Raw genomic sequence first — 21,505 nt, 5'->3', positions numbered from 1 at the left:
TCAGTCCAGCCGTAATTCCAGGCGCGCCAACTGGCGCAAACCGAGTAAAGGCAGGTTGTCGATCTGGCGCACCGGGCGCGAAAAATAGGCAGCCAGGCGGCGGCTCGCTCCGCCCGAGAGCAAACAAACGCTGTCCGGCCAGGCCGCCCAGGCGCACTCAATGGCTCCAATCTGCGCCAGCAGCGTGCCGCTTTCGATAGCATCCTGGGTCGTTTGCGGCCACGCCCTATACGCCCCCTCCGCCAGCGGCAAGGCGGCGGTATCGCGGGCCAAAGCCTGGCGCATCAAGCGCTGGCCGGGCAAGATGTGGCCGCCGCAAAATTCACCTTCTGCCGTCAAGGCATCTATCGTCGTTGCCGTGCCGGCCATCACCACCAGTAATTTGCCCGGCTGCGCATGGCGCGCACCAATCAAGGCGCACCAACGATCGACACCCAGTTGCAGGGGCTCCGCATAAGCGTTACGCACACCCGCCGCCATCGCACCGGAGCGCACTTCGTGCCAGGTCGCCGACAGAAACCGCAAAGCGTCGCGCAAACGCGCCAAGGCCGCCGCGCCGGCCACATTGGCGCAAACGATATGGCGCACCGCGGGGTAGGCCGCCAGATGCTCCGCCAAACGCCCAAGCGCCGTGTGGGCAAGGCTGCCGCAACACAGCCAATCGGCTGCTCCGCTGCTTGCCAGCACGCCATATTTGACCTGGCTGTTGCCGCTGTCCAGACACAGAATCATGCGCGGCGCAGACTCAAATCGCCGGCCAGAATGCGCTGCAAACCTTCGCCAGTCTCCAGCAGCAAAGCCCCGTCGGCATCGACACCCCGACACAAGCCGCTGATTTCGAGCGCTCCGTCGGCCAGCAAATTCACCGGGCTGTCCTGCCAGGCGTGATGGCGCATCCAGTCCGCCTGCAAGGGGGCAAATCCGGCCTGGGTGAACGTATCCAGACGCTGCGCCAAAGCCCGCAAAATACTCGCCAGCAAGGCATGCGCCGGCGGCAAAGCCGGCAGGGTTTCGTCCAGGCCCGCCACTGGCGAAGCAAAATCCCCGCTCGGTGCGCGCAAGTTAAGCCCGATGCCGATGCAGGCGAGCATGCCGCGCGCATCGCTCGAGAGCTCGATCAAAATCCCGGCGAGCTTGGCTGATTCTCCCGCGCGCAGATACAACAAATCATTCGGCCACTTCAGGGCCAAATGCTGCGCGCCTTGCGCCTGCAAAGCCTCCAGCAGGGCCAGGCCGACTGCCAGCGACAGGCCGCTGGGCGGCTGACCCGACGGCAAACGCCAGAGCAGGGAAAAGGTCAGACTGTCCTGCGGCTGCGAAATCCAGTTACGCCCGCGCCGGCCACGACCAGCCAGCTGACGTTGCGCCACCACCGTGCTACCGGAAGGCGCGCCGCCCGCGGCACGACGCAGCAACTCGCTGTTGGTGGAATCGCACTCATCCAGGGCGTCAACGTCAAAACGCCCGGCCAAGGGGCCAAGGCGTTCTTTTAACTGAGCAAGATCAATAAACGACATGGGCGGCATTCTACTATCGTCCTGCCGTACGAAGGCAGCAACCGACTGGCTACCGCCCTTCAGCCCGGGGCATTGAGCAACACTAAACGAACAAATGCCGAGCCTTATCGGGCCTGAACGATCGATTCAGCGGTACTTCAGCGCACACCCGGCGGCGGTGCCGGCGGACGCCCCGGTGGTGGTGGCGGAATGCTCGCATCGCGGCTGCGCAGCGGCGCTTCTTGGCTGAAATTACCCGCCACCGGTACGCGATGCCCCTGCGCATACATGCACTGAATATAAGCGTTATCGTATTGCCGCTGCGTGCCGACACCCGATTGCCGCCCGGCCTCATTGCCAGAAGCGCTGCCAGCGATCAAACCAACACCCGCACCCACCGCCGCACCACGCCCGCTGCCGCCAATCGCCAAACCGGCCACCGTACCGATTGCCGTAGCAACGGCCGCGGAATTGATCGTCGATTGACGCTGCCGCTCATTGGCCGCTTCGCCGCCGATCATGCGCAAAGCATCTTCCCGACACCAGGCCTCATCGGCGCGAAAACGCTCCAAGCTCACGCCCGTACCGGGCAAAACCATGACCGACGGCCCGGTCGGTACGGTGGAACAGGCTGCCAGCACAACCACCGCAGGCAACAGACAAAACACAGGGGAAAGGCGCATCGCAAATCCTTTCAAGGTTTGGGGGAAGGCAAAGGTTCAGGTAACAGCGGCTCGGACAAAACGGGTATCCAGGCTTCCGGGCAATCTTTCGCCACCGGGTAATAGGCGGCTTGCGCACGGCAGTAATACCAATACTCGGCGCTTGCCGCAGCAGGTTTTACCTGCTCAACATAGACCGGCGGCGGTGCCGGCGGCGGCGCAACAATCACCGGCGGGGGGTAATACGGCCAGGGCGAGGGATACCAGAAAGGATTCCAGCCAATGCCGTAGTAAACACCAACGCGCGCACGCGGCCCATGCGCCCAGGCGCTTTGCCCGGCGAGACAGCAGGCCAGCAGCACGCAAAACAGGTAACGGGGTTTCATCACATCCTCTCGGCAAACCTTTGCTCGAGGATAGAGCAGGCAGCCCCCCAGCAACAGCGAAAAATTGCTACAAGCTGTTACGTTTTTGCCAGCCACCACAGGGCGTAAAAATGAAGACAAAAAAACCGGAGCAGCGCTGCTCCGGTTTTTTCTAGCGTGCCCGCACGAATCAAAGCAGATTCATCTTCTTCGCCTGCTCGCGCAGTTCGGCGCGGAAGTTGGGATGGGCGATGGCGATCAGCGCTTCGCAGCGCTGTTTGGCGGTTTTGCCGCGCAGCTGGGCGACACCAAACTCGGTGACAACGTAGTTGATGTCGTTCTTGCTCGTCGTGACATGGGTGCCCGGGGTCAGGGTCGGCACGATGCGGGAAATGGTGTCGTCCTTGGCGGTAGACGGCAACACGATGAATGCTTTGCCGCCGTTGGAGCGGTTGGCCGCGCGCACGAAATCGGCCTGGCCGCCGGTACCGGAATAAGGCTTCCAACCCAGGGTTTCCGAACCGCACTGGCCGATGAAATCGATTTGCATGGTGGCATTGATACAGTGCAGATTGTCGTTCTGACCGGCCAGACAAGGGTCGTTGGTGTAATCGACCGGGTGCATTTCAACCGCTGGATTGCGGTGAATGAAGTCGTACAGTTTTTTCGAGCCCAGGGCGAAGGTGGCGAGCATTTTGCCGCGGTTGATGTTCTTGCGGCTGTTGTCGATCACCCCGGCTTCGACCAGGCTCATGATGCCGTCGCCCACCATCTCGGTATGTACGCCGAGGTTGTGCTTGTTGGTGAGCTGCATGACTACGGCATCGGGAATGCCGCCGTAACCGATTTGCAGGGTGGCACCGTCCGGAATCATTTCTGCCACATGCGCACCGATGGCCTCTTGCACCGGGCCAATCTTGGGCAGACCGACTTCGAACAAAGGATCATTGCTCTCGGTGAGCGCCGCCACCTGCGAAATGTGAATGTGACAGTTGCCATAGGCAAACGGCACGTTGGGGTTGACTTCGAGCACCACGGCGCGGGCTTTTTCCACGGCCGCCATGGTGTAATCCGGGCCGAGCGAAAGGGAGAAGTAACCGTGTTCGTCCATTGGCGAGACCATGGCGAAAACGACTTCGGAGGGGGTCAGGCCGCGCTTGATCAGCACCGGCAGTTCGCTGAAGTAGGCGGGCACGTAATCGACCCAGCCTTCCTGGCCGCCCGGACGCGTGGCACCACCGTAGAAGTAGGCGCTGTGGCGGATGTTTTCGACCGTGGCCGGATCGATATAGGCGTACTTGCGCAGCGGCAAAATCTGCGAAATGACGACACCGTGCAATTTATGGCGCACATCGGAGAGCGCGTGCAAGAGCGCCGGGGGTTCCGCCACGCCGGTGGGGACAACGATGGTATCGCCGTTACGGACGAACTGGACGGCGTCGGCCGCCGACATGCGCTTCGCTTGATACATAGACTGCACGGACATAAAGTTCTCCTGAGCTTTTTTCTTCGAAATGTGACGAAATGCCGGGCGACATTGTCTATAGAAAAACAATATGAATCAAACCTCTTTTATGACGCAGCGCAGCATTCACGCCTTGCGATTGCTCCCCGCGACCACCCGAATTTCAAACAGCCGGCACTCCAGCGGGCCATTGTAAAGCGGTGTTTTGCGACTGGGTTTAAGGCCCATCAATTTCGGCAGGCGTAAATCGGCAGTAAAGAAAAAACAATTCCAGCCCGCCCAGCGTTTTTTCAGCGCACTGCCCAATTTGGGGTAAAACGCCGCCAATGCTTCCGCTTCGCCCAGGCGTTCGCCATAGGGCGGATTAGCGATCAAGGTACCTGCCTGCGCCGGGGCCGCCAGTTCGAGCAAATCGGCCTGTTCCACCCGCACCCAAGCGCTGAAACCGGCCTCTTCCAGATTGCGCCGGGCGGCGCGCACCGCCCGCTCGTCCTGATCGCTGCCGCTGATGGCCAGCGATTCCGGCTGCTTGACGCGCGCCAAGGCGGCGGCACGAATCGCCAGCCAGCTTTCGTTGTCGAATTTTTTCAGGCGCTCGAAGGCGAAATGGCGATCCAGCCCCGGCGCGCGGTCGAGCGCGATTTGCACCGCTTCGAGCAAAAACGTGCCGCTGCCGCACATGGGATCGATCAAGGGGGTACCGGGTTGCCAGCCGCTCAGTCGCAAAATACCGGCCGCCAGATTTTCCTTGACCGGCGCATCCACGCTGGCTCGGCGAAAACCGCGCTGCCACAAGGGCAGGCCTGAGGTGTCGAGATACAGGGTGCAGGTGTTTTCGCTTAAAAACACATGCACGCTGACATCCGCATGACGGGTGTCGACATTGGGCCGCTCGCCAAGGTCTTCGCGGAAGCGGTCGCACACCGCATCTTTTACGCGCAGCGTCACGAAATCGAGCGATTTCAAAGGACATTTGATGGCCGTCGTCACCACCCGGAAGGTGTTGGCAACGGAAAAATGATTGGGCCACAACTGACGCACCGCCAGCCGGTAAATGTCATCCTCGCGCGTATAGGGGCCGGTGACGAGATGCCAGAGCACCCGCGTCGCCAGGCGCGATTCCAGATTGGCCCGGTAGCACAGCGCCCAATCGCCGGAAAAATGCACGCCGCCGTGGGTGGTTTTCAGTTCTGCCGCGCCGAGTGCGGCAAGCTCGTCCTGCAACAGGGTTTCCAAGCCACGCGGGCAAATCGCGAAATATTTGTTCATGATCAAAAAGGTTTCAAAACGACGAGGAAAATCACCGCCAGCAAAATCAGTACCGGAATTTCATTGAAAAATCGAAACCAGACGTGTGATTTTTGATTTTGGCGAGTGCGAAAAGCCTGCAACAACCGGGCGCAATAGGCATGGTAGACGGCGAGCGCGGCGACCAGGGTCGTCTTGACGTGCAGCCAGCCGCCGGAAAAACCATAGCCCAACCACAGCCACAGGCCACTCACCACCGTCAGCACCGCGAGCGGCGTCATGAATTTGAAGAGTTTGCCGGCCATCAGCAACAGGCGCTCGTATTCCGCCTGGCTGTCGACCGGCACCATGGCAAGGTTGACGTAAATACGCGGCAAATAAAAAAGGCCGGCAAACCAGGAGACGACCATCCAGATGTGCAGGGTTTTCAAGATGAGCATGCTTCTCTCCGAGGCGATAGGCCGACGATTTCGGCCAGCGCGGCATCCACGGTGGGATAGCGCAGACGCAGGCGCAATTCGTTTTTCAGGCGGTGATTATGAATGCGCCGCGATTCGCGCATGAAAGACAGTTGCAGCGGCGTCAGCACTTTTTGCAAGGCCGGGCGCGCCAAGCGCGGCGGCGCGGGCAAATCCAAGGCGGCGGCGACACGGTCAAAATAGTCGGCCATTTTCAGATGACTATCATCGACCACGTTATAAGCCCGCCCCGGCCGACCTCGGCGCAGGGCGGCCACACACGCGGCGGCAAGGTCCTCGGCGTGAATGTGGTTGGAGTAGACATCCTCTTCGGCCAAGAGCGCCGGCATCGCTTGTTCGAGGCGCGCCCGTGGCAGACGTTCTTTGGCATAAATGCCCGGCGCGCGCAAAATGCTGACGCGCACGCCGTTACGTCGCCCCCAGAGGCGCAATGCATTTTCGGCATCGACCCGGCGCTTGGCGCGCAGATTTTGTGCCGCGCGCGGGCGCGTTTCATCGATCCAGGCTCCGCCACAATCGCCATAAACCCCGGTTGTACTCACGTAGATCAGCGTGCGTGGTAGACTCGCCGCGCGCGACAGGCAGCTCAGCAGATGCCGGCTGCGGCTGTCCTGCTCACCTTGTGCGGCGGGCGGCGCAAGGTGCAGGACGATATCGGCCAAACCGCCCAAACGAGCAAGGCTTTCCGGCTGATCGAGGTCACCCTGGATCGGCACTGCTCCGGCCGCACGCCAGAGCGCAGCCGCAGCGGCATCGCGCACCAAGGCATACACGCGGCAGGCGCGCGGTAATTGACAGAGGATGCGGCGGGCAACGTCCCCGCTGCCGACAATCAGGATTTTTTGCACGCCGGCATTGTAGCCGACACCCAGGAGTCAGCATGGCCTACCAGATCACCGTTCAACCCAGTGGCCGCCAGTACCAGGCCGAAGCCGATGAATCCCTGCTCGATGCCGCCTTGCGCCAAGGCCTGCACATGCCCCACGGCTGCCGCGACGGTGCCTGCGGAGCCTGCAAGGGCAAGGTGCTGGAGGGCTTGGTCGAACATGGCAAGGCCCAGCGCAGCGCCGCCGACGAGGCCGCCGGCTTGACCCTCTTTTGCTGCGCTCAAGCACGCTCTGCTGTCACGCTGGAGTGCGCGCAATTGCGCAGTAGCGATGCCCTGCCGGTCAAAACCTTGCCCGCGCGCATCGAAAAACTGGAAAAATCCGCGCCCGACGTGCTCATCTTGCAGCTACGCCTGCCCGCCAACGAGACACTGGCCTTTCACGCCGGGCAGTACATCGATATTTTGCTCAAAGACGGACGCAAACGCAGTTTTTCGCTGGCCAATGCGCCGGGTGCGGCAGAGCTGCTGGAATTGCACATCCGCCATGTGCCGGGCGGTTTTTTCACCGAAGCGCTGTTTGCCAATGCCAAAGTCCGCGACATCTTGCGTTTCTCCGGCCCGCACGGCGGCTTTTATGTGCAGAACCCGGAGCGCAAACCGCTCATCCTGCTCGCCGGCGGCACCGGCTTTGCGCCGATCAAGGCCATCGTCGAGCACAGCCTGCGCACGCAGGAAAGTACGCCGCTGTATATCTATTGGGGCGCACGCCGCCCGATCGATTTGTATCAGCACGCGCTGGCCAGCCAATGGGCCGCCGAGCATGCGCACATTCGCTATATCCCGGTGCTTTCCGACGCCTTGCCCGAAGACGCCTGGAACGGGCGTAGCGGTTTCGTGCATCACGCCGTTCTTAACGATTTCCCTGATTTATCCGGCCACCAGGTCTACGCTTGCGGCGCGCCGGCCATGATCGATGCCGCCCGGCGCGACTGCATCAATCAGTGCGCCTTGCCGGAAAACCAGTTTTTTGCCGATGCCTTCACCTTCGCCGCCGCGTGATTTAGCCACTGATTTTAGCCACTGATTCGCCACAGGTTTTGAGCCTGGGGTATTCACGCTTCGCACCGTCCCGAAGGGCGGAGTTTCACACCGGAGTCAGGTATACGATGAACAGCACTCCCGCCCGCCAATTTGCCCTGCAAGCCGCCGCCGTGATCGTCGTGCTGTCGCTCGCCTGGCCTTATTACGGCTGGGGCAAGAGCGCCCTACCTTGGCAGCAAACGAGCCTGGCCATTGGCGTGGTCGCCCTGATTTTTTCGACCATTGCCCGCCAAGCCTGGTGGTGGCGGCTGATTCACGCGCTGTTCATGCCCGCCGTGTGGCTGACGCAACAACTTGCCATCGACCCCGGCTGGTTTTTGCTCGCTTTCATTCTCTTGCTGCTGGTCTATCGCGGCGCGCTGTCCGGGCAGGTGCCGCTTTATCTCTCCAACCGGGCCACCGTCGCGGCGCTCGATGCATTATTGGGCGAAGAAGAGGCTCCCAGCATGCTCGATTTAGGCGCTGGCCTGGGCAGCACCCTGGTGCCGCTGGCCGATGCCTGGCCCCAGCGCCAATTCACCGGCATTGAAAACGCGCCGCTGACCTGGCTGTGCGGGCGCATTCTCAGCCTGGGCCGCCCCAATCTGGATTGGCGCTGGGGCGATTTATGGTCTGTTTCGCTTGCTGATCACGCTTTGGTCTATGCCTTTTTATCCCCCGCCCCCATGACGCGTTTGTGGGACAAAGCCCAGATCGAAATGTCCCCCGGCAGCCTTTTTGTCAGCAACAGTTTTCCCGTTCCCGGTGTCGCCCCCTGGCGGGTGATCGAAGTCGATTGCACGCCGGCACGAAGGCTTTACTGTTACCGCATCGCATGCTCGTCAAGCTGAACCGCAGCCCGGAAAAATTTGCGCTGTTCGCGGTACTCGCGGCAACGCTCCTCGTGCTTTTTGCCTTTCTTGTCGATTTGGGGTTCTCTTACCGGCAAGAGCTCGAACATGGCGAAAAACGCCTGCTCCAGTTCTCCAGCATGATGGCCGAACACACCACCCGCAGCATCGAAGCCATTGACATCCTGGTGCGTGAAACCGCCGCCGATCTCTCCCTCAACCGCCCCGACGACTGGCCTCATTGGGACCCCCTGAAAGGCTGGGAATACGTGGCCCAGCGCCATTCACGGGCCATGCCGCAGTTACGCGACCTGGTCATTTTTGACGCCGCCGGCAACCAGCGTTTCATCTCTACGCATTTTCCCGCGCCGCACATCAATGTCAGCGACCGGCCTTATTTCATCGCCCTGCAAAACGGAGCCAATGCTGCCAGCTTCGGCCCTTACATCGGGCGCAACACCGGGCGTTACGGCTACGGCATCGCCCATCGTCTGACCCACAGCGCCCTGCCCAGCAACAAACGTTTTACCGGCATCGCTTACGCCACGCTGGAACCGGGATACCTGCAGGATTTTTGCTGGCCCAGCCGTCTGGCGGACGATTTCGAAGCCATGCTCACCAACAAGAAGGGCGAAATCGTCGCTTCTTGCCGGCCGGTGGATATGAGCGCGCATTCCAATGTACTCGGCCAGCCCATTACTCGGGTGCTCTTTGGCGGCCTCTTGCACGATGCGGTGCCGGACCAGGGGGTGGCGCGCGCCCAGGGTTATGTGTTAGCCACCGCTCCGGTTCCCGGTTTTCCTGACTTGCGCCTGACCGCCGCCATTTCCGAGCGCGCCGTATTGCAGCCTTGGCGCGAACGCTTCGCGCAAATTGCCACGCTGGCCATTTTGCTCTCTTCCATCTTGTTTTTCGGCCTGCTCTTATTGCGCCGCCAGTTCGAAGATTTACGCCAACTGACGACGGCCATCGAAGGGCACCGGCAAAAACTTGAAGAGCGCATCGAGCAGGCAACGCTCGATCTACTGCACGAAAAAGAATTGGCCGAGCGCGCCAACACCGCAAAAAGCCGCTTTCTCGCCGCCGCCAGCCACGATTTACGCCAGCCCTTGCACGCCATTTCCCTCTTCAGCACCGATTTGTTGCGCCAACTGGACGAGCACGCCCCGACACAGCGCATCGCACATCAGATCAACCAATCCGCACAAAACCTGGGAGAAATGCTCAATACCCTGCTCGACATTTCCCGCCTGGACATCGGTGGAACGCCAGTCACCCCCTGCAACTTTGCCTTGCAGGAGGTGTTCGATGCCCTGGAAAAAACCTTTGCCCGCCCAGCCAAGGCCGCTCAACTGACGCTGCGCTACAAAAAAACCCCGCTCTGGCTGCACACCGACCCGCAGTTATTGCGCCAGATTTTAGGCAATTTGATCAGTAATGCCCTGCGCTATACCCCACCGGGCGGGCGTATTCTGGTCGGCGTGCGACAAGACGGCGGGCCGCACAAACGACGTATCGAAGTGCGCGATAGCGGCATCGGCATCAGCCTGGCCGACCAGCAGCATATTTTTTCCGAGTTCTTCCAGGTCGCCAACACCGCCCGCGACCAGGAAGACGGCCTGGGCCTCGGGCTCTCCATCGTGCAACGCCTGGCGCGCCTGCTCGCAATCGACATCAGCCTGTACTCGCGCGTCGGCCTGGGCTCAAGCTTTTGTCTGCACCTGCAGGGCATCGCCTCCCCGGAAAATCCACCGGAAGAATCCAGCGAGGCCGCTGCCAGCGTGCATCTTTATGGCAACTCGCCCGCTCTGACGCAAGCGCACGCGCTACTGACGCGCTGGGGGCATCCAACGCAAATCTGCACGGCGGCAGACTGTGCGCAGCTCCCTCCGGGCAGCATCGTCTTGTGTGCCGCCGAGGCCCTCCCCGCATTGCCGGCGGGTGTACAGTGCATTGTGCTCGGCAGCCCGCCGATCTGCCCAGCCGAAGCGCATTGCCTGCCGCTGCCGCTACGCCCGGCACGTTTGCGAGCGCTTTTGCAGGCACGCCCCGGCGCGATTTGAGTTGCCCTTGAGCGTGGCGCAGCCCTTTACAAGCTCAATCCGCTGCGTCCGCTGCAAACACCAAACCGTAGCGCGCCACGGCAATCAACGCCTGGGTACGACTGTTGACACCAAGCGCCTTGAAAATTGCCGTCACATGAATTTTGACCGTGCCTTCGGACAAATCGAGACGCTGCGCAATCAGGCGATTGGACAAACCGCGCACCATCAAATCAAGCACCTGAGCCTGGCGCTCGGTCAGCCCCACTTCTTCCGGCTTGACGCCGCCCTTGGCTGCAGGCGGCGGCGGGGAGAGGCGGTCCGGGCGTGCGGTGACAGATAAATTCGGGCGATAGATATTGCCTTCCAGAACATGCCGCACGGCGGCAAGTAAATCGCTGCCATTCACGGTCTTGGGAATGAAACCGGACGCCCCCAGGTGAATGGCGCGCGTCACCGAGGGGGTATCATCAAACGCCGACACCACCACCACCGGCATCGCCGGATAGCGCCGGCGCAAAATATCCAGGCCAGAAAAACCATCCACCCCCGGCAAGGCGAGATCGAGCAGCATCAAATCGTAGCCACTGTCTGCGTCAAGCCGATCAAACGCCACTTCCAGATCGGCACATTCGTCGATCACGATGCCCTCCTCCAGCTGGCGCAACAAACCCACCAAACTTTCGCGCACCAAGGCGTGATCTTCGACCACCAAAAATCTATACATGACAAATTCCCATCAATGAGGGCGCTAATCTAGCATTGCCCGATGAAAAGTGGTTTAAGATCATCGCAACAACACGCCGGGAGACAAACGATGCTATACAACCAAGGCAATGACCCGCTCAACTTCATGCGCAACCTCTGGGGCAACATGGGGTTTTCCCTGCCCGGCATGGTCACGCCGACCTTTGACGTGGACGAGCTCGACAAGCGCATCAAGGACATGAAAGCCGTGGAGGGCTGGCTGCGCATGAATCTTTCGATGCTGCAAATGACCATTCAAGGTTTGGAAATGCAACGCACCACCGTCGGCACCGTGCAGGCCATGGGGCAAATGGCAAGCCAGGCGGCACAGCAAATGCAGCCCGCAGCGCCGGCTGCGGCCAGCGCAACGCCCGCCGCTGAGTCTGCTGACCCTACTGACCCCGCCGCCCCCGGTTTCCTCACGGAAGCCATGCTCTTTCCTTGGCAGATGATGCAGCAAATGCGCACGCACCTGGAGCAGATGCAGGAACAAATTCAAACCGAAGCCCCCGCCGCAGATACGCCGCCCGCAGCAACCAAGGCTGCCGCCAAAAAACGCCCGGCGGCCCGCAGCCCTGCTGCGAAGAAAAAAGCTGTATGACGCAGGCGCTGCGGCATAGCGGCCTGTGAACCGTTTGCGCCGAGCCGAAAAAAACTTACGGCGGGCGCAGCGCAAACGGTGCACACGGCAGGGCACGGCACGGCACGGCAAACTGTATTTCAGCGGATCAATCAACGCAGTCTATGGATATTTTCTTGCATTTGGAATGGTGGCACTGGATCGTCGGCGGCATGGCCCTGATCCTAGCCGAATTGGCCATACCGGCTTTTTATGTGATCTGGTTCGGCCTGGGGGCGCTGCTCGTCGGTCTGGCCCTCCTCCTCGTCGATTTTTCGCCTACGCTGCAAATCCTGCTCTGGAGCATCAGTTCGCTTTCCTTTGCCGCCCTCTGGTTTCGTTTTTTCCGACATGGCGAGCGCACCTTGAGCGGCACGGCAGCAGGAGAGGTGATCGGCGAAATCGGTCTGGCGGTGGCGGCGATCGCCCCCTTTGAAAAAGGACGGGTACGCTTTCAGCGTCCGCTTCTCGGCGCAGAAGAATGGGTTTGCTTGGCCGACGGTGAAATTGCCGCCGGCGACCGCGTGCGCGTGCTGGCCATCGAAGGCAATTATTTCAGGGTCGGCAAGCAGTAAAACACCAATTTTAGGAAAATCGCATGGAAACCAGCCTGCTCATCGTTCTGACTTTACTCGTCTTTGTCGCCGTCACCATCGGCAAGGGCGTGCGCATCGTGCCGCAAGGTGAAGAATGGGTGGTCGAGCGCCTGGGCAAATATTTACGCACCCTGGCCCCCGGTCTGAACATCGTCATTCCTTACCTCGACAATGTCGCCTACAAGCTGGTGACCAAAGACATCATCCTCGACGTACAGGAGCAGGAAGTCATCACCCGCGACAACGCGGTGATCCTGACCAATGCCATCGCCTTCGTCAAAGTGACCGACCCGGTCAAGGCGGTTTATGGCGTGACCAATTTTTCCGAGGCCATCCGCAACCTCATCATGACCACCCTGCGTTCCATCATCGGCGAAATGGAACTGGACGAAGCGCTTTCCTCGCGCGACAAGATCAAGGCGCGGCTGCGCGAAAGCATCGCCGACGAAGCGATCGACTGGGGCCTGACCGTGAAATCAGTGGAAATCCAGGACATCAAGCCCTCGCAATCGATGCAAAAAGCCATGGAAATGCAGGCTGCCGCCGAGCGCGAGCGCAAGGCCGTGGTCACCCGCTCGGAAGGGGCCAAGCAATCCGCCATTCTCGAAGCCGAAGCCCGCCTGGAATCGGCCAAGCGCGATGCCAACGCCCAGGTGATGCTGGCCGAGGCTTCCGCCGAAGCGATTCGCCGCGTTACCGCTGCCATCGGCCAGGATACCGGCCCCATGGCCTATCTTCTCGGTGAAAAATACATCGCTGCGATGGAGCGCCTGGGCGAAAAAGACAACGCCAAACTCGTGGTGCTGCCGGCTGACCTGCAAGACGCCGTGCGCGGCCTGCTCGGGCGTAAGAGCTGACATGCCGGGGCATTCTGACGCAGCGCAACAGGGTGAACTGCGCGGCGAGCGGCACAACACACCACTGCGCACCGCCCACAGCGGCCCGCTCAACGGCGTCAAAGTCATCGAATTTGCCGGCATCGGCCCCGGCCCTTTCTGCGGCATGCTGCTCGCCGACATGGGGGCGGAAGTCACCCTGCTCGAGCGCGCCGGCGGCACCTTTGCTTCGCAACTCTTTGGCGGCGGGCGCAAAGCCGTCGCCAATCGCGGCAAGAAATCGCTGTGCATCGATCTGAAAAACCCGGCCGTACAGCCGCTCATTCAGCAAATGATCCGCGAAGCCGATGTGCTGATCGAAGGTTTTCGCCCCGGCGTGATGGAGCGCCTGGGTTTTGGCCCAGAAATCTGCCTTGCGCTCAACCCCCGCCTGATCTACGGCCGCATGACCGGTTGGGGCCAAACCGGCCCGCTCGCCCCGCGCGCCGGGCATGACGCCAACTACGCCGCGCTTGCCGGCATGCTCGATAGCGGCCGCCGCCACGGCGGCGCGCCCTGGGCACCGCCGACCTTGGTCGGCGACATGGGGGGCGGCGGCCTGCTCTTGGCCTGGGGCATCGCCTGCGCCCTCTGCGAAGCCCAGAAAAGCGGTCAGGGCCAGGTGATCGACGCCGCCATGAGCGAAGGCGCGGCGCTATTGGGCCATGGCCTGTTCAATCTCGAAGCGCTCGGGGAATGGCAGGGGCAATGCGCCATCGATTCCAGCGCCCCCTTTTACGATGTCTATGCCTGCGCCGACGGTCTCTGGCTTTCCGTTTGCCCGCTGGAGCCACAGTTTTACGCCAGTTTTCTTGCCCGCCTGCAGCTGCAAAGCGACCCCGATTTTCAGGGCGCGCAGTACGACAGCCGTCGTTGGCCGGCCATGAAAGCACGCCTGACAAGGCTCTTTGCCAGCCAGCCCCGCGCCCACTGGGAAGCGCTCTTTGCCGACAGCGACGACTGTGTTTGGCCGGTTTTGACCATGGCAGAAGCTCGCCAACACCCGCAGCACCTTGCGCGCGCAGCCTTTGTCGAACTCGCCGGCGTCCCTCAGCCCGCCCCCGCACCGCGCCTGTCGCGCACACCGGGGCAAGCACTCGAGGCCCCGCCCCTCTTGGGCGAACATACCACCGAGCGCCTACGCGCCATCGGCCTGAATGACGCCGAGATCGAACGCCTGCTCGCCCTCGGTGCAGTGTCGCTTGCCGCAGACAAGGCGCGCAGCGAATAGCTTATTTAGGGCGCAGCGGGCAAAAGAGGGGGCAGGCAAAGCCCGCGCGAAAAATCGCCAAAAACCTCAGTTCTCCGGGGGGCAAGGCGCGAGTAAACTGGCTTCGAGTTCGATTTCGAGGTCTTTTTTCAAGCGTTGGTCGAGGAAAAAACCGCGATACAAACGCCCGGCATTTTCCATTTTCCGCTCATACGGGGTTTCCCAGCTCTCCACGCGCAGGCTGACCAGGCCGATTTGCGCGTTACGCTCAGGCAGCTCCGCTGGCAAACAGGGGCTGGCCGCAAAAACGCGTACCGCCTCGGCGCGGCTGTACTGCTCCGGTAATTTGCCCGGTACCTGCGGACAGTGCGTCATCGGGCGCGTGCTCACCGCGGCGGAAACCACCCGCGCTTTCAGGTAATACACCGGCTCGACCATAACCCAGCCAGCCCCGCCTTCGCGGTACATGACGCAGGTGCCGGCTTGCAGCAGTTCGGGGTATTTGAAAATCAGACTGGCTGAGGAGCGCAATTCCGCTTCTTCAGCCAGCGCCGGCAGCACAGGAAGGGCAGCAAAAGTGAGCACAGTGAGCAGACGGCGCATAGCGATTTTCCAGCAGGCTAATAAACCCGCCTATCTTCGATCACTTTTCCATCATTGGGCAAGCCCCCGCCGCCAACAAAAGCCACTTCGCCGCGCAGTTTCGTGCGTTCGCGCAGGGTTTCCAGCAAGCGCCCGTGCAGGCCTTCCGGCTGCGCATCGATTTCACAGTGCAAAACCATCCGATCTTGTGCTTCCGGGTTATCCACGACCAGGCGCATGCGGCGAATTTCCGGATAACGCGCCTGAATTTCTGCCACCTGTTCCGGGTGCACGAACATTCCTTTCACCTTGGTCGTCTGATCCGCCCGCCCCAACCAGCCTTTCAAGCGCTGATTGGTACGCCCGCAGGCGGAGGTGCCGGGCAAAATGGCCGACAAATCACCGGTGGCAAAACGGATCAAAGGGTAATCGCGGCTGAAGGTCGTCACCACCACTTCACCCACTTCGCCTTCCGGCACCGGATCACCTGTGCCGGGGCGGACGATTTCGAGCAGCACGCCCTCTTCCACCACCATGCCGGCATCGATCTCGGTTTCGTAGGCAATCGCCCCGATATCCGCTGTGGCATAACACTGACGCACACCGATGCCACGCTCGGAAAGCGCTTGGCGCACCGCACCGGGCAAGGCTTCGCCGGACACCAGCGCCGTTTTCAGCGAAGAAATATCGGCCCCCATGGCCTGCGCTTTATCGACTATGATTTTCAGAAAAGACGGCGTACCGACATAACCCGCCGGACGCAGATTGACCATGGCTTCGATCTGCTGCTCGGTCTGCCCGATGCCGCCAGGGAAAGTCGGACAACCGAGTTTACGCGCACCGCCTTCGAACAAAAACGCACCGGGCGTGAAATGGTAAGAAAAACAGTTATGAATCAAATCACCCGGACGAAACCCGGCAGCATAAAGCGCGCGGGCAAAACGCCAAGGATCGAGTTCCTCGCCTTGCAACTCGAAAATCGGCCCGGGCGAAGCAAAAACCCGCTTCATCCGCGCCATGCCAACGGCGTTCAAACCACCAAAGGGCGGCGTCTCTTTTTGCAGATCGATGAGCTCGCGTTTACGCGTCAATGGCAAGCCCGCCAGCGCCGCGCGCGAAGCACAATCCGCCGGATCGAGCCCGGCCAGCGTGCGCGCGTAGTACGCGCTCGCCTGCAGCGCGTGGGTGAGCTGACTGCGCAATTTGCTGAAAAGATCCGCCTCGCGCACCGCAGGATCGCGGGTTTCGAGGGTGTCGTAGTAGCTCATTTGATTTTCTCCGGTTTGGCCTGTTTTTTGATGCTTGGCTTTGCTGGTTTTTTTACCGTGGGGTGTTGTTTGTGGATGGAATACGTTTTAGGGGGAATGCTTTTCGGTCGGTGTTCTTTGTGGAAGCGATGGGTTCCGCGCTGCGGCGCGTCTTACTTTTTCTTGCTTCGCCAAGAAAAAGTAAGCAAAAAGAAGGCGACCCCGGTTCGGTGGCCCCTGCGGGGCTTCCCTGCGCTACTCGGTCTTGGCGGGGGCGGCGCAAACTCGGGGCTACGCCCCTCAAACATGCTTGCCCTTTTTCCGCCAAGCCCTGCGTTGCTCGGCACCTCGCATGGGGAGGGAAAAACCATCCGGATTTTGGCGGTGGCGCGAAATTCTGATGTCGTGGCGCAATTGTGGTGTTCAATTTTTTGGCTGTTCTCCGATTCGGGAGCGCCTTTCCCTTCCCCTTGGAAGACGCTGAGCAACGCAGGCGGGTCGGGGGCTTTCGGCTGGCCATGTCTGAGCCGCATAGCGGCGAGTTTGGCCAGCCGCCCGGCCTGCCGAGTAGCGCAAGGAACCCCGCGTAGCGGGGCGTCGACCACGGGGTCGCCTTTTCTTTGGCTACTTTCTTTTGGCGAAGCAAAAGAAAGTACGCCCGCGCCGCAGCGCGGAACCCAGTGGTAAAACAAGGAACCCAGCCCGAAAAGCAAAACCCCGGAAACCCCGTCTGCTGAATCACGCGCATACGCAACCCCACCAAGGAACAAAAAAACAGAACCGCCCACTACCTCACGAAAGCCAACGTTTGCGGCGGCGGTAATGCTTGACGTCCTTAAAGGATTTACGCCCGCCAGAACTCAAGCCAAGATAAAACTCCTTGACGTCTTCGTTGGTGCGTAATTCTTCGGCATCACCTTCCATCACGACGCGGCCGTTTTCCAGGATGTAGCCAAAATCGGCGTATTTGAGCGCAACCATGGTGTTTTGCTCGGCGAGCAGAAAACTCACCTGCTCGCGGCTGTTCAAATCTTTCACGATCTCAAAGATCTCTTCAACGATCTGCGGTGCCAGCCCCATCGACGGCTCATCGAGCAGGATCATCTCCGGCTTGGCCATCAGCGCACGGCCAATGGCGCACATCTGCTGCTCACCACCCGAGGTGTAGCCGGCCTGCGAGCTGCGCCGGGTCTTCAGGCGTGGGAAATAGTGGTACACCTTTTCCAGGCTGTCCTTCAATTCACCGCGCGAGATGCTGCGGGTGTAAGCGCCGGTAAGCAGGTTTTCTTCAATCGACAGGTGGGCAAAGCAATGCCGGCCTTCCATCACCTGAATCACGCCGCGTTTAACGAGTTCATTGGGCGAAAGCTGATCGACACGCTGCCCTTTATATTCGACGGAGCCTTTGGTGACATCGCCGCGCTCGGCGTGCAAGAGGTTGGAAATAGCCTTCAAAGTCGTGGATTTGCCGGCCCCGTTGGCCCCGAGCAAAGCCACGATCTTGCCCTTGGGCACGGCGAGCGACACCCCCTTGAGCACCAGAATCACGTGGTCATAGATGACTTCGATATTATTGATGGCGAGGTAGTTCTCGACGGCAGCGGTCGCCGTAGCAGCTTGTGTCATGTCGGTTCCTTTGGGGGGAAGGGGAGGGAAAAACTCCCACGCCCTTCCTCTTTGCCAAAAAATTACTTTTCCGCAGCGCAATCACGCGGCGTAATGCCCTTTTCCTTGGCGTATTGCTTGGCGGATGCCTGGAACAAGGGGTGGATCAACTGTTTGTTGCCTTCGATCCAACCCGAAACTGGCACCCACTTGGCGCCGTCCCACTGCTGGATCTTCACCTTGCCGGAACCTTCGTGGTTGGCGCAGGAAGTCTTGATCTCCGGCAGCAGGTCGGTCGCGCCCAGTTGTTTGATGCGGGCATCGGTGATGTTGAGATTTTCCAGCGCCCAGCGGGTCTGCTCGCCGTTCAGGGATTTACCCTTGCCGTACTTTTCCTGCCCCTTGCGGATCGCCTCGACCGACAGCACAGCGGCGGAGACACCCCGGTTGTACAACACCGTGCCGATCTTCGATTTATCTTGCAGATTACCCTTGCCCGCGCCGTACACCACCTTTTCCATGTCGGCGATCAGCGGAATCTGCTTGCCGGCCAAGTTCCAGGTGGCGGCCATGTAGCCCTTGGCGGCGTCACCGGCGGGGATCACGTCTTCTTCCGAACCGGTCCACCACGAGCCGATCATCTTGTCGCGCGGGAAGCCGACTTTCTGCGCCGCCTTCAGCGCCGTCTGGTTCATCACCCCCCAGCCCCAGAACACCACGAAATCGGGTTTTTCCTGACGGATGCGCAGCCACTGCGCGTTTTGTTCGTTACCCGGGTGGGCCACCGGAATCTGTATCAGGGTGAACTTGTTGAGCGAAGCCTCGGCTTCCATCGCAATGATGGCTTCCTTGCCGTAGGCCGAGTCGTGATAAAGATAGACGATCTTCTTGCCGGCCAGGTTACCGCCCATCTTTTCCTTGATGAATTTGACGATGGCGGAAGCCTGCATCTGGTAGGTGGTGACCAGCGGGAAGGCGTAGGGGAAGACCGAGCCGTCCACTGCATCGGTGCGGCCATAACCCATCATGGCGAGCGGCAGCTTGTCCTGCGCCGATTTGTCGATCAAGGCATAAGAAATGCCGGTGGACATGGTGTGAATCGGGGCAGACGATTCCTTGGCCTTACTCTTCAAACGCTCGTAGCACTCGACGCCCTTGGCGTTGTTGTACTCGGTTTCGCATTCTTCCCAAGTCAGGGTGACGCCATTGACGCCGCCTTCCTTGGTGTTGACGTAATTGAGATAGTCGATAAAGCCACCGTAGAAAGCCTGGCCGTTGGCCCCGTAGGCACCGACGCGGTAGCTCGGGATGGGGAAGAACTGGTCAGCCGCGAAAGTCTGCGGCGCGATCAGGGCCAGAGAAGCCGCAACGGCGGCAACAGCGGGTTTGAAATTTTTTTTCATGAATGTCTCCTTCCAGTGTGACAAAAAAGGCCGGTACCAAGGCTTTCGCCTTAGTGCGGGAACGGCCACAGGCGCAGCTTCTCCTTGGCGATCTGCCACAGACGGGCCAACCCGTGCGGCTCGACGATCAGGAAGAACATGATCAGCGCCCCGAACACCAGAATCTGGATGTGCGACACGGTGGCGCTGGAAAAGGGTAGACCGAACAGGCCGGCCAGCATGGGCAGGGCCACGTCCAGGAAAATCGGCAACAGCAGAATGAAAGCCGCGCCCAGGAAGGACCCGAGAATCGAACCCACACCGCCGATGATGATCATGAACAAAATGCGGAAAGACATATCGAGCGAGAAGCCGTCCGGCTCGACCGAACCGAGGTAGCAGTAGGCGTAGAGCGCGCCGGCCACGCCGCAGTAGAAGGAACTGACGGCAAAGGCCAGCAGCTTGGTGCGCATCAGGCGGATACCGATGACGGAAGCAGCCACGTCCATGTCACGCACCGCCATCCAAGCCCGGCCCGTGGAGGAGCGCACCATGTTCTTCGCCGCCAGCGCCATGACCACGACGATGCCCAGCACCAACAAATATTTGCGCACCGGCGTATTGAAAGCGAAGCCGAGAATCTCGATGTTCTGCGCCGAAATCACGCCGGACGACGAATTATTCGACAACCAGGGAAACTTGGTCAGGCACCAGACGATGAAGAACTGCGCCGCCAAGGTAGCTACCGCTAGGTAGAAACCCTTGATGCGCAGGCTGGGCAGACCGAACAGGATGCCAACGCCCGCCGCCACCAGCCCCGCGCCAATGAAAGACACCAGGATGGGAATGCCCTCGATACGCAGCTGGAAATTGTAGGCGGCGTAAGCGCCCACAGCCATGAAAGCCGCCGTCCCCAAGGATAACTGGCCAGCGTAGCCGGTGAGGATATTCAAGCCCAGCGCCGCCAAAGCGAAAATGAGAAAGGGAATCAGGATGGCCGAGAACCAGTATTCACTGGCGAACAGCGGCACCCCAAGGAAGGCGACGGCGAGCAGAAGCAACACACCAATGCGATCCTGGCGGATGGGAAAAAGCTGCTGGTCGGCGGCGTAAGTGGTCTTGAATTGACCGGCTTCACGGTAAAGCATGTGTTTTCTCCTTAAACCCGGTCAATATGTTTTTCGCCGAACAAGCCTTCAGGGCGAACCAAAAGAAAGAGCAGGGCGAGGACGTAGGGGAACCAGCCTTCGATACCGCCGAAGTTGCCGCCGAACAGGTCTTGCATCACCGGCGGGATGTAGATTTCAGCCAGTTTTTCCGAGGCACCGATGATCAAACCACCCACAATCGCCCCCGGTACCGAGGTAAAACCGCCGAGAATCAGCACGGGCAGCGCCTTGAGCGCGGTGAAAGTGAGCGCAAACTGCACACCGTTACGCGCCCCCCACATCATGCCGGCCACCAAGGCGACAAACCCGGCGACCCCCCAGACGATGGCCCAGATGTGCTGCAGCGGAATACCGATGGAGAGCGCCGCCTGGTGATCATCCGCCACCGCCCGCAAGGCTCGTCCAATGCGAGTGTATTGAAAAAACAACGCCAGCACGGTGACCAGCAAGGCTGCGACACCGGCAGCGATCAGGTCGAACTTGGAAATCACCATATTCCAGTTATCAAGAATGTAGGGGATCGGCTCGTCGACGATGCCGATGTCGAGCGCACGCGGATCAGAGCCGAAAATCATCGGTGCCAGGCCTTCGATGAAAAAGGTCAAGCCGATGGTGGCCATAAACAAGGCAATCGGCGGCTGGTTGACCAATTTACGCAAGACGAATTTCTCGGTGCCGATGCCGAACGCCGTCATGATGCCGAAGGCCAGGATCACCGACAGCCACAAGGGCGCGCCCCACTCCATGATGCCGACCACCGACAGCGCGGCAAGATAGACCATCGCGCCCTGGGCGAAGTTGAACACGCCCGAGGCTTTGTAGATCAGCACAAAACCAAGCGCCACCAGGGCGTACATGACCCCTGAGAGCAGGCCGCCAATCAGGACTTCAAAGAAAAATTCCATGTTCCGCCTCCTCAGTGACCCTGGCCCAGATAGGCCTTGATCACGTCTTCG

22 protein-coding genes are annotated in these 21,505 nt (G+C 60.5%); 7 read left to right on the top strand and 15 right to left on the bottom strand.

All coding sequences use genetic code 11. The features are described 5' to 3' along the window. From ACM62Q_RS08500 to ACM62Q_RS08465, 8 genes are all read right to left on the bottom strand, one after another. A complete protein-coding gene (locus ACM62Q_RS08500; RefSeq protein ID WP_415035535.1) occupies window positions 1-732 on the bottom strand; it encodes a type III pantothenate kinase in 732 nt (243 codons plus the stop codon). Beyond that, window positions 729-1,517, bottom strand: coding sequence for a biotin--[acetyl-CoA-carboxylase] ligase (locus ACM62Q_RS08495; protein ID WP_415035533.1), 789 nt, complete (start codon window positions 1,515-1,517; stop codon window positions 729-731). The genes ACM62Q_RS08500 and ACM62Q_RS08495 overlap by 4 nt, the downstream gene beginning before the upstream one ends. Window positions 1,518-1,654: 137 nt before the next feature. Further along, window positions 1,655-2,179: a glycine zipper family protein gene (locus ACM62Q_RS08490; RefSeq protein WP_415035531.1), complete on the bottom strand. Its 525-nt coding sequence runs from the start codon at window positions 2,177-2,179 to the stop codon at window positions 1,655-1,657. A gap of 11 nt (window positions 2,180-2,190) precedes the next feature. Then, window positions 2,191-2,544, bottom strand: coding sequence for a hypothetical protein (locus ACM62Q_RS08485; protein ID WP_415035529.1), 354 nt, complete (start codon window positions 2,542-2,544; stop codon window positions 2,191-2,193). A 169-nt stretch (window positions 2,545-2,713) separates the two neighbouring features. Next, window positions 2,714-4,009 (bottom strand): acetyl-CoA hydrolase/transferase family protein, encoded by a 1,296-nt coding sequence (locus tag ACM62Q_RS08480; protein WP_415035527.1) that lies wholly within the window; start codon window positions 4,007-4,009, stop codon window positions 2,714-2,716. 105 nt (window positions 4,010-4,114) lie between these two features. After that, window positions 4,115-5,260: a THUMP domain-containing class I SAM-dependent RNA methyltransferase gene (locus ACM62Q_RS08475; protein WP_415035560.1), complete on the bottom strand. Its 1,146-nt coding sequence runs from the start codon at window positions 5,258-5,260 to the stop codon at window positions 4,115-4,117. After that, entirely contained in the window at window positions 5,260-5,676 is a 417-nt protein-coding gene (locus ACM62Q_RS08470; protein ID WP_415035525.1) for a CopD family protein, read from the bottom strand. The genes ACM62Q_RS08475 and ACM62Q_RS08470 overlap by 1 nt, the downstream gene beginning before the upstream one ends. Further along, window positions 5,664-6,563 (bottom strand): NAD-dependent epimerase/dehydratase family protein, encoded by a 900-nt coding sequence (locus ACM62Q_RS08465; protein WP_415035523.1) that lies wholly within the window; start codon window positions 6,561-6,563, stop codon window positions 5,664-5,666. Before ACM62Q_RS08465 ends, ACM62Q_RS08470 begins: the two co-directional genes overlap by 13 nt. 32 nt (window positions 6,564-6,595) lie before the next feature. On the opposite strand from ACM62Q_RS08465, the gene ACM62Q_RS08460 reads away from it, so the two are divergent. The 3 genes from ACM62Q_RS08460 (at window position 6,596) to ACM62Q_RS08450 (ending at window position 10,538) form a co-directional block, all read left to right on the top strand. Then, window positions 6,596-7,603 carry a CDP-6-deoxy-delta-3,4-glucoseen reductase gene (locus tag ACM62Q_RS08460; protein WP_415035521.1) on the top strand — a complete coding sequence of 336 codons (1,008 nt, stop codon included), beginning with the start codon at window positions 6,596-6,598 and terminating at the stop codon, window positions 7,601-7,603. 107 nt (window positions 7,604-7,710) lie between these two features. Then, window positions 7,711-8,475: a class I SAM-dependent methyltransferase gene (locus ACM62Q_RS08455; RefSeq protein WP_415035519.1), complete on the top strand. Its 765-nt coding sequence runs from the start codon at window positions 7,711-7,713 to the stop codon at window positions 8,473-8,475. After that, window positions 8,460-10,538, top strand: coding sequence for an ATP-binding protein (locus ACM62Q_RS08450; protein ID WP_415035517.1), 2,079 nt, complete (start codon window positions 8,460-8,462; stop codon window positions 10,536-10,538). Before ACM62Q_RS08455 ends, ACM62Q_RS08450 begins: the two co-directional genes overlap by 16 nt. 34 nt (window positions 10,539-10,572) lie before the next feature. Here the strand turns inward: ACM62Q_RS08450 and ACM62Q_RS08445 are convergent, their stop codons facing one another. Further along, window positions 10,573-11,244, bottom strand: coding sequence for a response regulator transcription factor (locus ACM62Q_RS08445; RefSeq protein ID WP_415035515.1), 672 nt, complete (start codon window positions 11,242-11,244; stop codon window positions 10,573-10,575). Window positions 11,245-11,334: 90 nt separating this feature from the next. On the opposite strand from ACM62Q_RS08445, the gene ACM62Q_RS08440 reads away from it, so the two are divergent. The 4 genes from ACM62Q_RS08440 to ACM62Q_RS08425 all read left to right on the top strand — a co-directional run bounded on the left by ACM62Q_RS08440 (window position 11,335) and on the right by ACM62Q_RS08425 (window position 14,585). After that, window positions 11,335-11,865, top strand: a complete 531-nt coding sequence (locus tag ACM62Q_RS08440) for a PhaM family polyhydroxyalkanoate granule multifunctional regulatory protein (RefSeq protein ID WP_415035513.1) — start codon at window positions 11,335-11,337, stop codon at window positions 11,863-11,865. A 143-nt stretch (window positions 11,866-12,008) separates the two neighbouring features. Next, entirely contained in the window at window positions 12,009-12,458 is a 450-nt protein-coding gene (locus ACM62Q_RS08435) for an NfeD family protein (protein WP_415035511.1), read from the top strand. 23 nt (window positions 12,459-12,481) lie between these two features. Continuing rightward, a complete protein-coding gene (locus ACM62Q_RS08430) occupies window positions 12,482-13,336 on the top strand; it encodes an SPFH domain-containing protein (protein ID WP_415035509.1) in 855 nt (284 codons plus the stop codon). Between the two features lies 1 nt (window position 13,337). Then, window positions 13,338-14,585 (top strand): CaiB/BaiF CoA transferase family protein, encoded by a 1,248-nt coding sequence (locus ACM62Q_RS08425; protein WP_415035507.1) that lies wholly within the window; start codon window positions 13,338-13,340, stop codon window positions 14,583-14,585. A gap of 66 nt (window positions 14,586-14,651) precedes the next feature. Here the strand turns inward: ACM62Q_RS08425 and ACM62Q_RS08420 are convergent, their stop codons facing one another. The 6 genes from ACM62Q_RS08420 to ACM62Q_RS08395 all read right to left on the bottom strand — a co-directional run bounded on the left by ACM62Q_RS08420 (window position 14,652) and on the right by ACM62Q_RS08395 (window position 21,454). Then, entirely contained in the window at window positions 14,652-15,167 is a 516-nt protein-coding gene (locus ACM62Q_RS08420) for a hypothetical protein (RefSeq protein WP_415035505.1), read from the bottom strand. Between the two features lie 17 nt (window positions 15,168-15,184). Next, window positions 15,185-16,414, bottom strand: coding sequence for a phenylacetate--CoA ligase family protein (locus ACM62Q_RS08415; RefSeq protein ID WP_415035503.1), 1,230 nt, complete (start codon window positions 16,412-16,414; stop codon window positions 15,185-15,187). 771 nt (window positions 16,415-17,185) lie between these two features. Then, window positions 17,186-18,019: an ABC transporter ATP-binding protein gene (locus ACM62Q_RS08410; protein ID WP_415035501.1), complete on the bottom strand. Its 834-nt coding sequence runs from the start codon at window positions 18,017-18,019 to the stop codon at window positions 17,186-17,188. A gap of 62 nt (window positions 18,020-18,081) precedes the next feature. Continuing rightward, window positions 18,082-19,401, bottom strand: a complete 1,320-nt coding sequence (locus tag ACM62Q_RS08405; RefSeq protein WP_415035499.1) for an ABC transporter substrate-binding protein — start codon at window positions 19,399-19,401, stop codon at window positions 18,082-18,084. Window positions 19,402-19,451: 50 nt separating this feature from the next. Next, window positions 19,452-20,528, bottom strand: a complete 1,077-nt coding sequence (locus tag ACM62Q_RS08400; protein WP_415035497.1) for a branched-chain amino acid ABC transporter permease — start codon at window positions 20,526-20,528, stop codon at window positions 19,452-19,454. Window positions 20,529-20,539: 11 nt separating this feature from the next. After that, on the bottom strand, window positions 20,540-21,454 hold the full coding sequence (locus tag ACM62Q_RS08395; RefSeq protein ID WP_415035495.1) for a branched-chain amino acid ABC transporter permease: 915 nt from the start codon (window positions 21,452-21,454) through the stop codon (window positions 20,540-20,542). Window positions 21,455-21,505 lie beyond the last annotated feature (51 nt).

Source organism: Azonexus sp. (assembly GCF_047638095.1).
Lineage (GTDB): Bacteria > Pseudomonadota > Gammaproteobacteria > Burkholderiales > Rhodocyclaceae > Azonexus.
The sequence above is the reverse complement of the archived record's forward strand: the minus strand, read 5'-3'. Positions and strand labels throughout refer to the sequence as shown.

Coding starts and splice junctions, on each gene's coding strand:
- ACM62Q_RS08470 (WP_415035525.1), bottom strand. CDS start 5,676: ATGCTCATCTTGAAAACCCTGCACATCTGGATGGTCGTCTCCTGGTTT.
- ACM62Q_RS08435 (WP_415035511.1), top strand. CDS start 12,009: ATGGATATTTTCTTGCATTTGGAATGGTGGCACTGGATCGTCGGCGGC.
- ACM62Q_RS08445 (WP_415035515.1), bottom strand. CDS start 11,244: ATGTATAGATTTTTGGTGGTCGAAGATCACGCCTTGGTGCGCGAAAGT.
- ACM62Q_RS08425 (WP_415035507.1), top strand. CDS start 13,338: ATGCCGGGGCATTCTGACGCAGCGCAACAGGGTGAACTGCGCGGCGAG.
- ACM62Q_RS08395 (WP_415035495.1), bottom strand. CDS start 21,454: ATGGAATTTTTCTTTGAAGTCCTGATTGGCGGCCTGCTCTCAGGGGTC.
- ACM62Q_RS08430 (WP_415035509.1), top strand. CDS start 12,482: ATGGAAACCAGCCTGCTCATCGTTCTGACTTTACTCGTCTTTGTCGCC.
- ACM62Q_RS08485 (WP_415035529.1), bottom strand. CDS start 2,544: ATGAAACCCCGTTACCTGTTTTGCGTGCTGCTGGCCTGCTGTCTCGCC.
- ACM62Q_RS08455 (WP_415035519.1), top strand. CDS start 7,711: ATGAACAGCACTCCCGCCCGCCAATTTGCCCTGCAAGCCGCCGCCGTG.
- ACM62Q_RS08420 (WP_415035505.1), bottom strand. CDS start 15,167: ATGCGCCGTCTGCTCACTGTGCTCACTTTTGCTGCCCTTCCTGTGCTG.
- ACM62Q_RS08400 (WP_415035497.1), bottom strand. CDS start 20,528: ATGCTTTACCGTGAAGCCGGTCAATTCAAGACCACTTACGCCGCCGAC.
- ACM62Q_RS08440 (WP_415035513.1), top strand. CDS start 11,335: ATGCTATACAACCAAGGCAATGACCCGCTCAACTTCATGCGCAACCTC.
- ACM62Q_RS08450 (WP_415035517.1), top strand. CDS start 8,460: ATGCTCGTCAAGCTGAACCGCAGCCCGGAAAAATTTGCGCTGTTCGCG.
- ACM62Q_RS08405 (WP_415035499.1), bottom strand. CDS start 19,401: ATGAAAAAAAATTTCAAACCCGCTGTTGCCGCCGTTGCGGCTTCTCTG.
- ACM62Q_RS08500 (WP_415035535.1), bottom strand. CDS start 732: ATGATTCTGTGTCTGGACAGCGGCAACAGCCAGGTCAAATATGGCGTG.
- ACM62Q_RS08415 (WP_415035503.1), bottom strand. CDS start 16,414: ATGAGCTACTACGACACCCTCGAAACCCGCGATCCTGCGGTGCGCGAG.
- ACM62Q_RS08480 (WP_415035527.1), bottom strand. CDS start 4,009: ATGTCCGTGCAGTCTATGTATCAAGCGAAGCGCATGTCGGCGGCCGAC.
- ACM62Q_RS08460 (WP_415035521.1), top strand. CDS start 6,596: ATGGCCTACCAGATCACCGTTCAACCCAGTGGCCGCCAGTACCAGGCC.
- ACM62Q_RS08410 (WP_415035501.1), bottom strand. CDS start 18,019: ATGACACAAGCTGCTACGGCGACCGCTGCCGTCGAGAACTACCTCGCC.
- ACM62Q_RS08495 (WP_415035533.1), bottom strand. CDS start 1,517: ATGTCGTTTATTGATCTTGCTCAGTTAAAAGAACGCCTTGGCCCCTTG.
- ACM62Q_RS08490 (WP_415035531.1), bottom strand. CDS start 2,179: ATGCGCCTTTCCCCTGTGTTTTGTCTGTTGCCTGCGGTGGTTGTGCTG.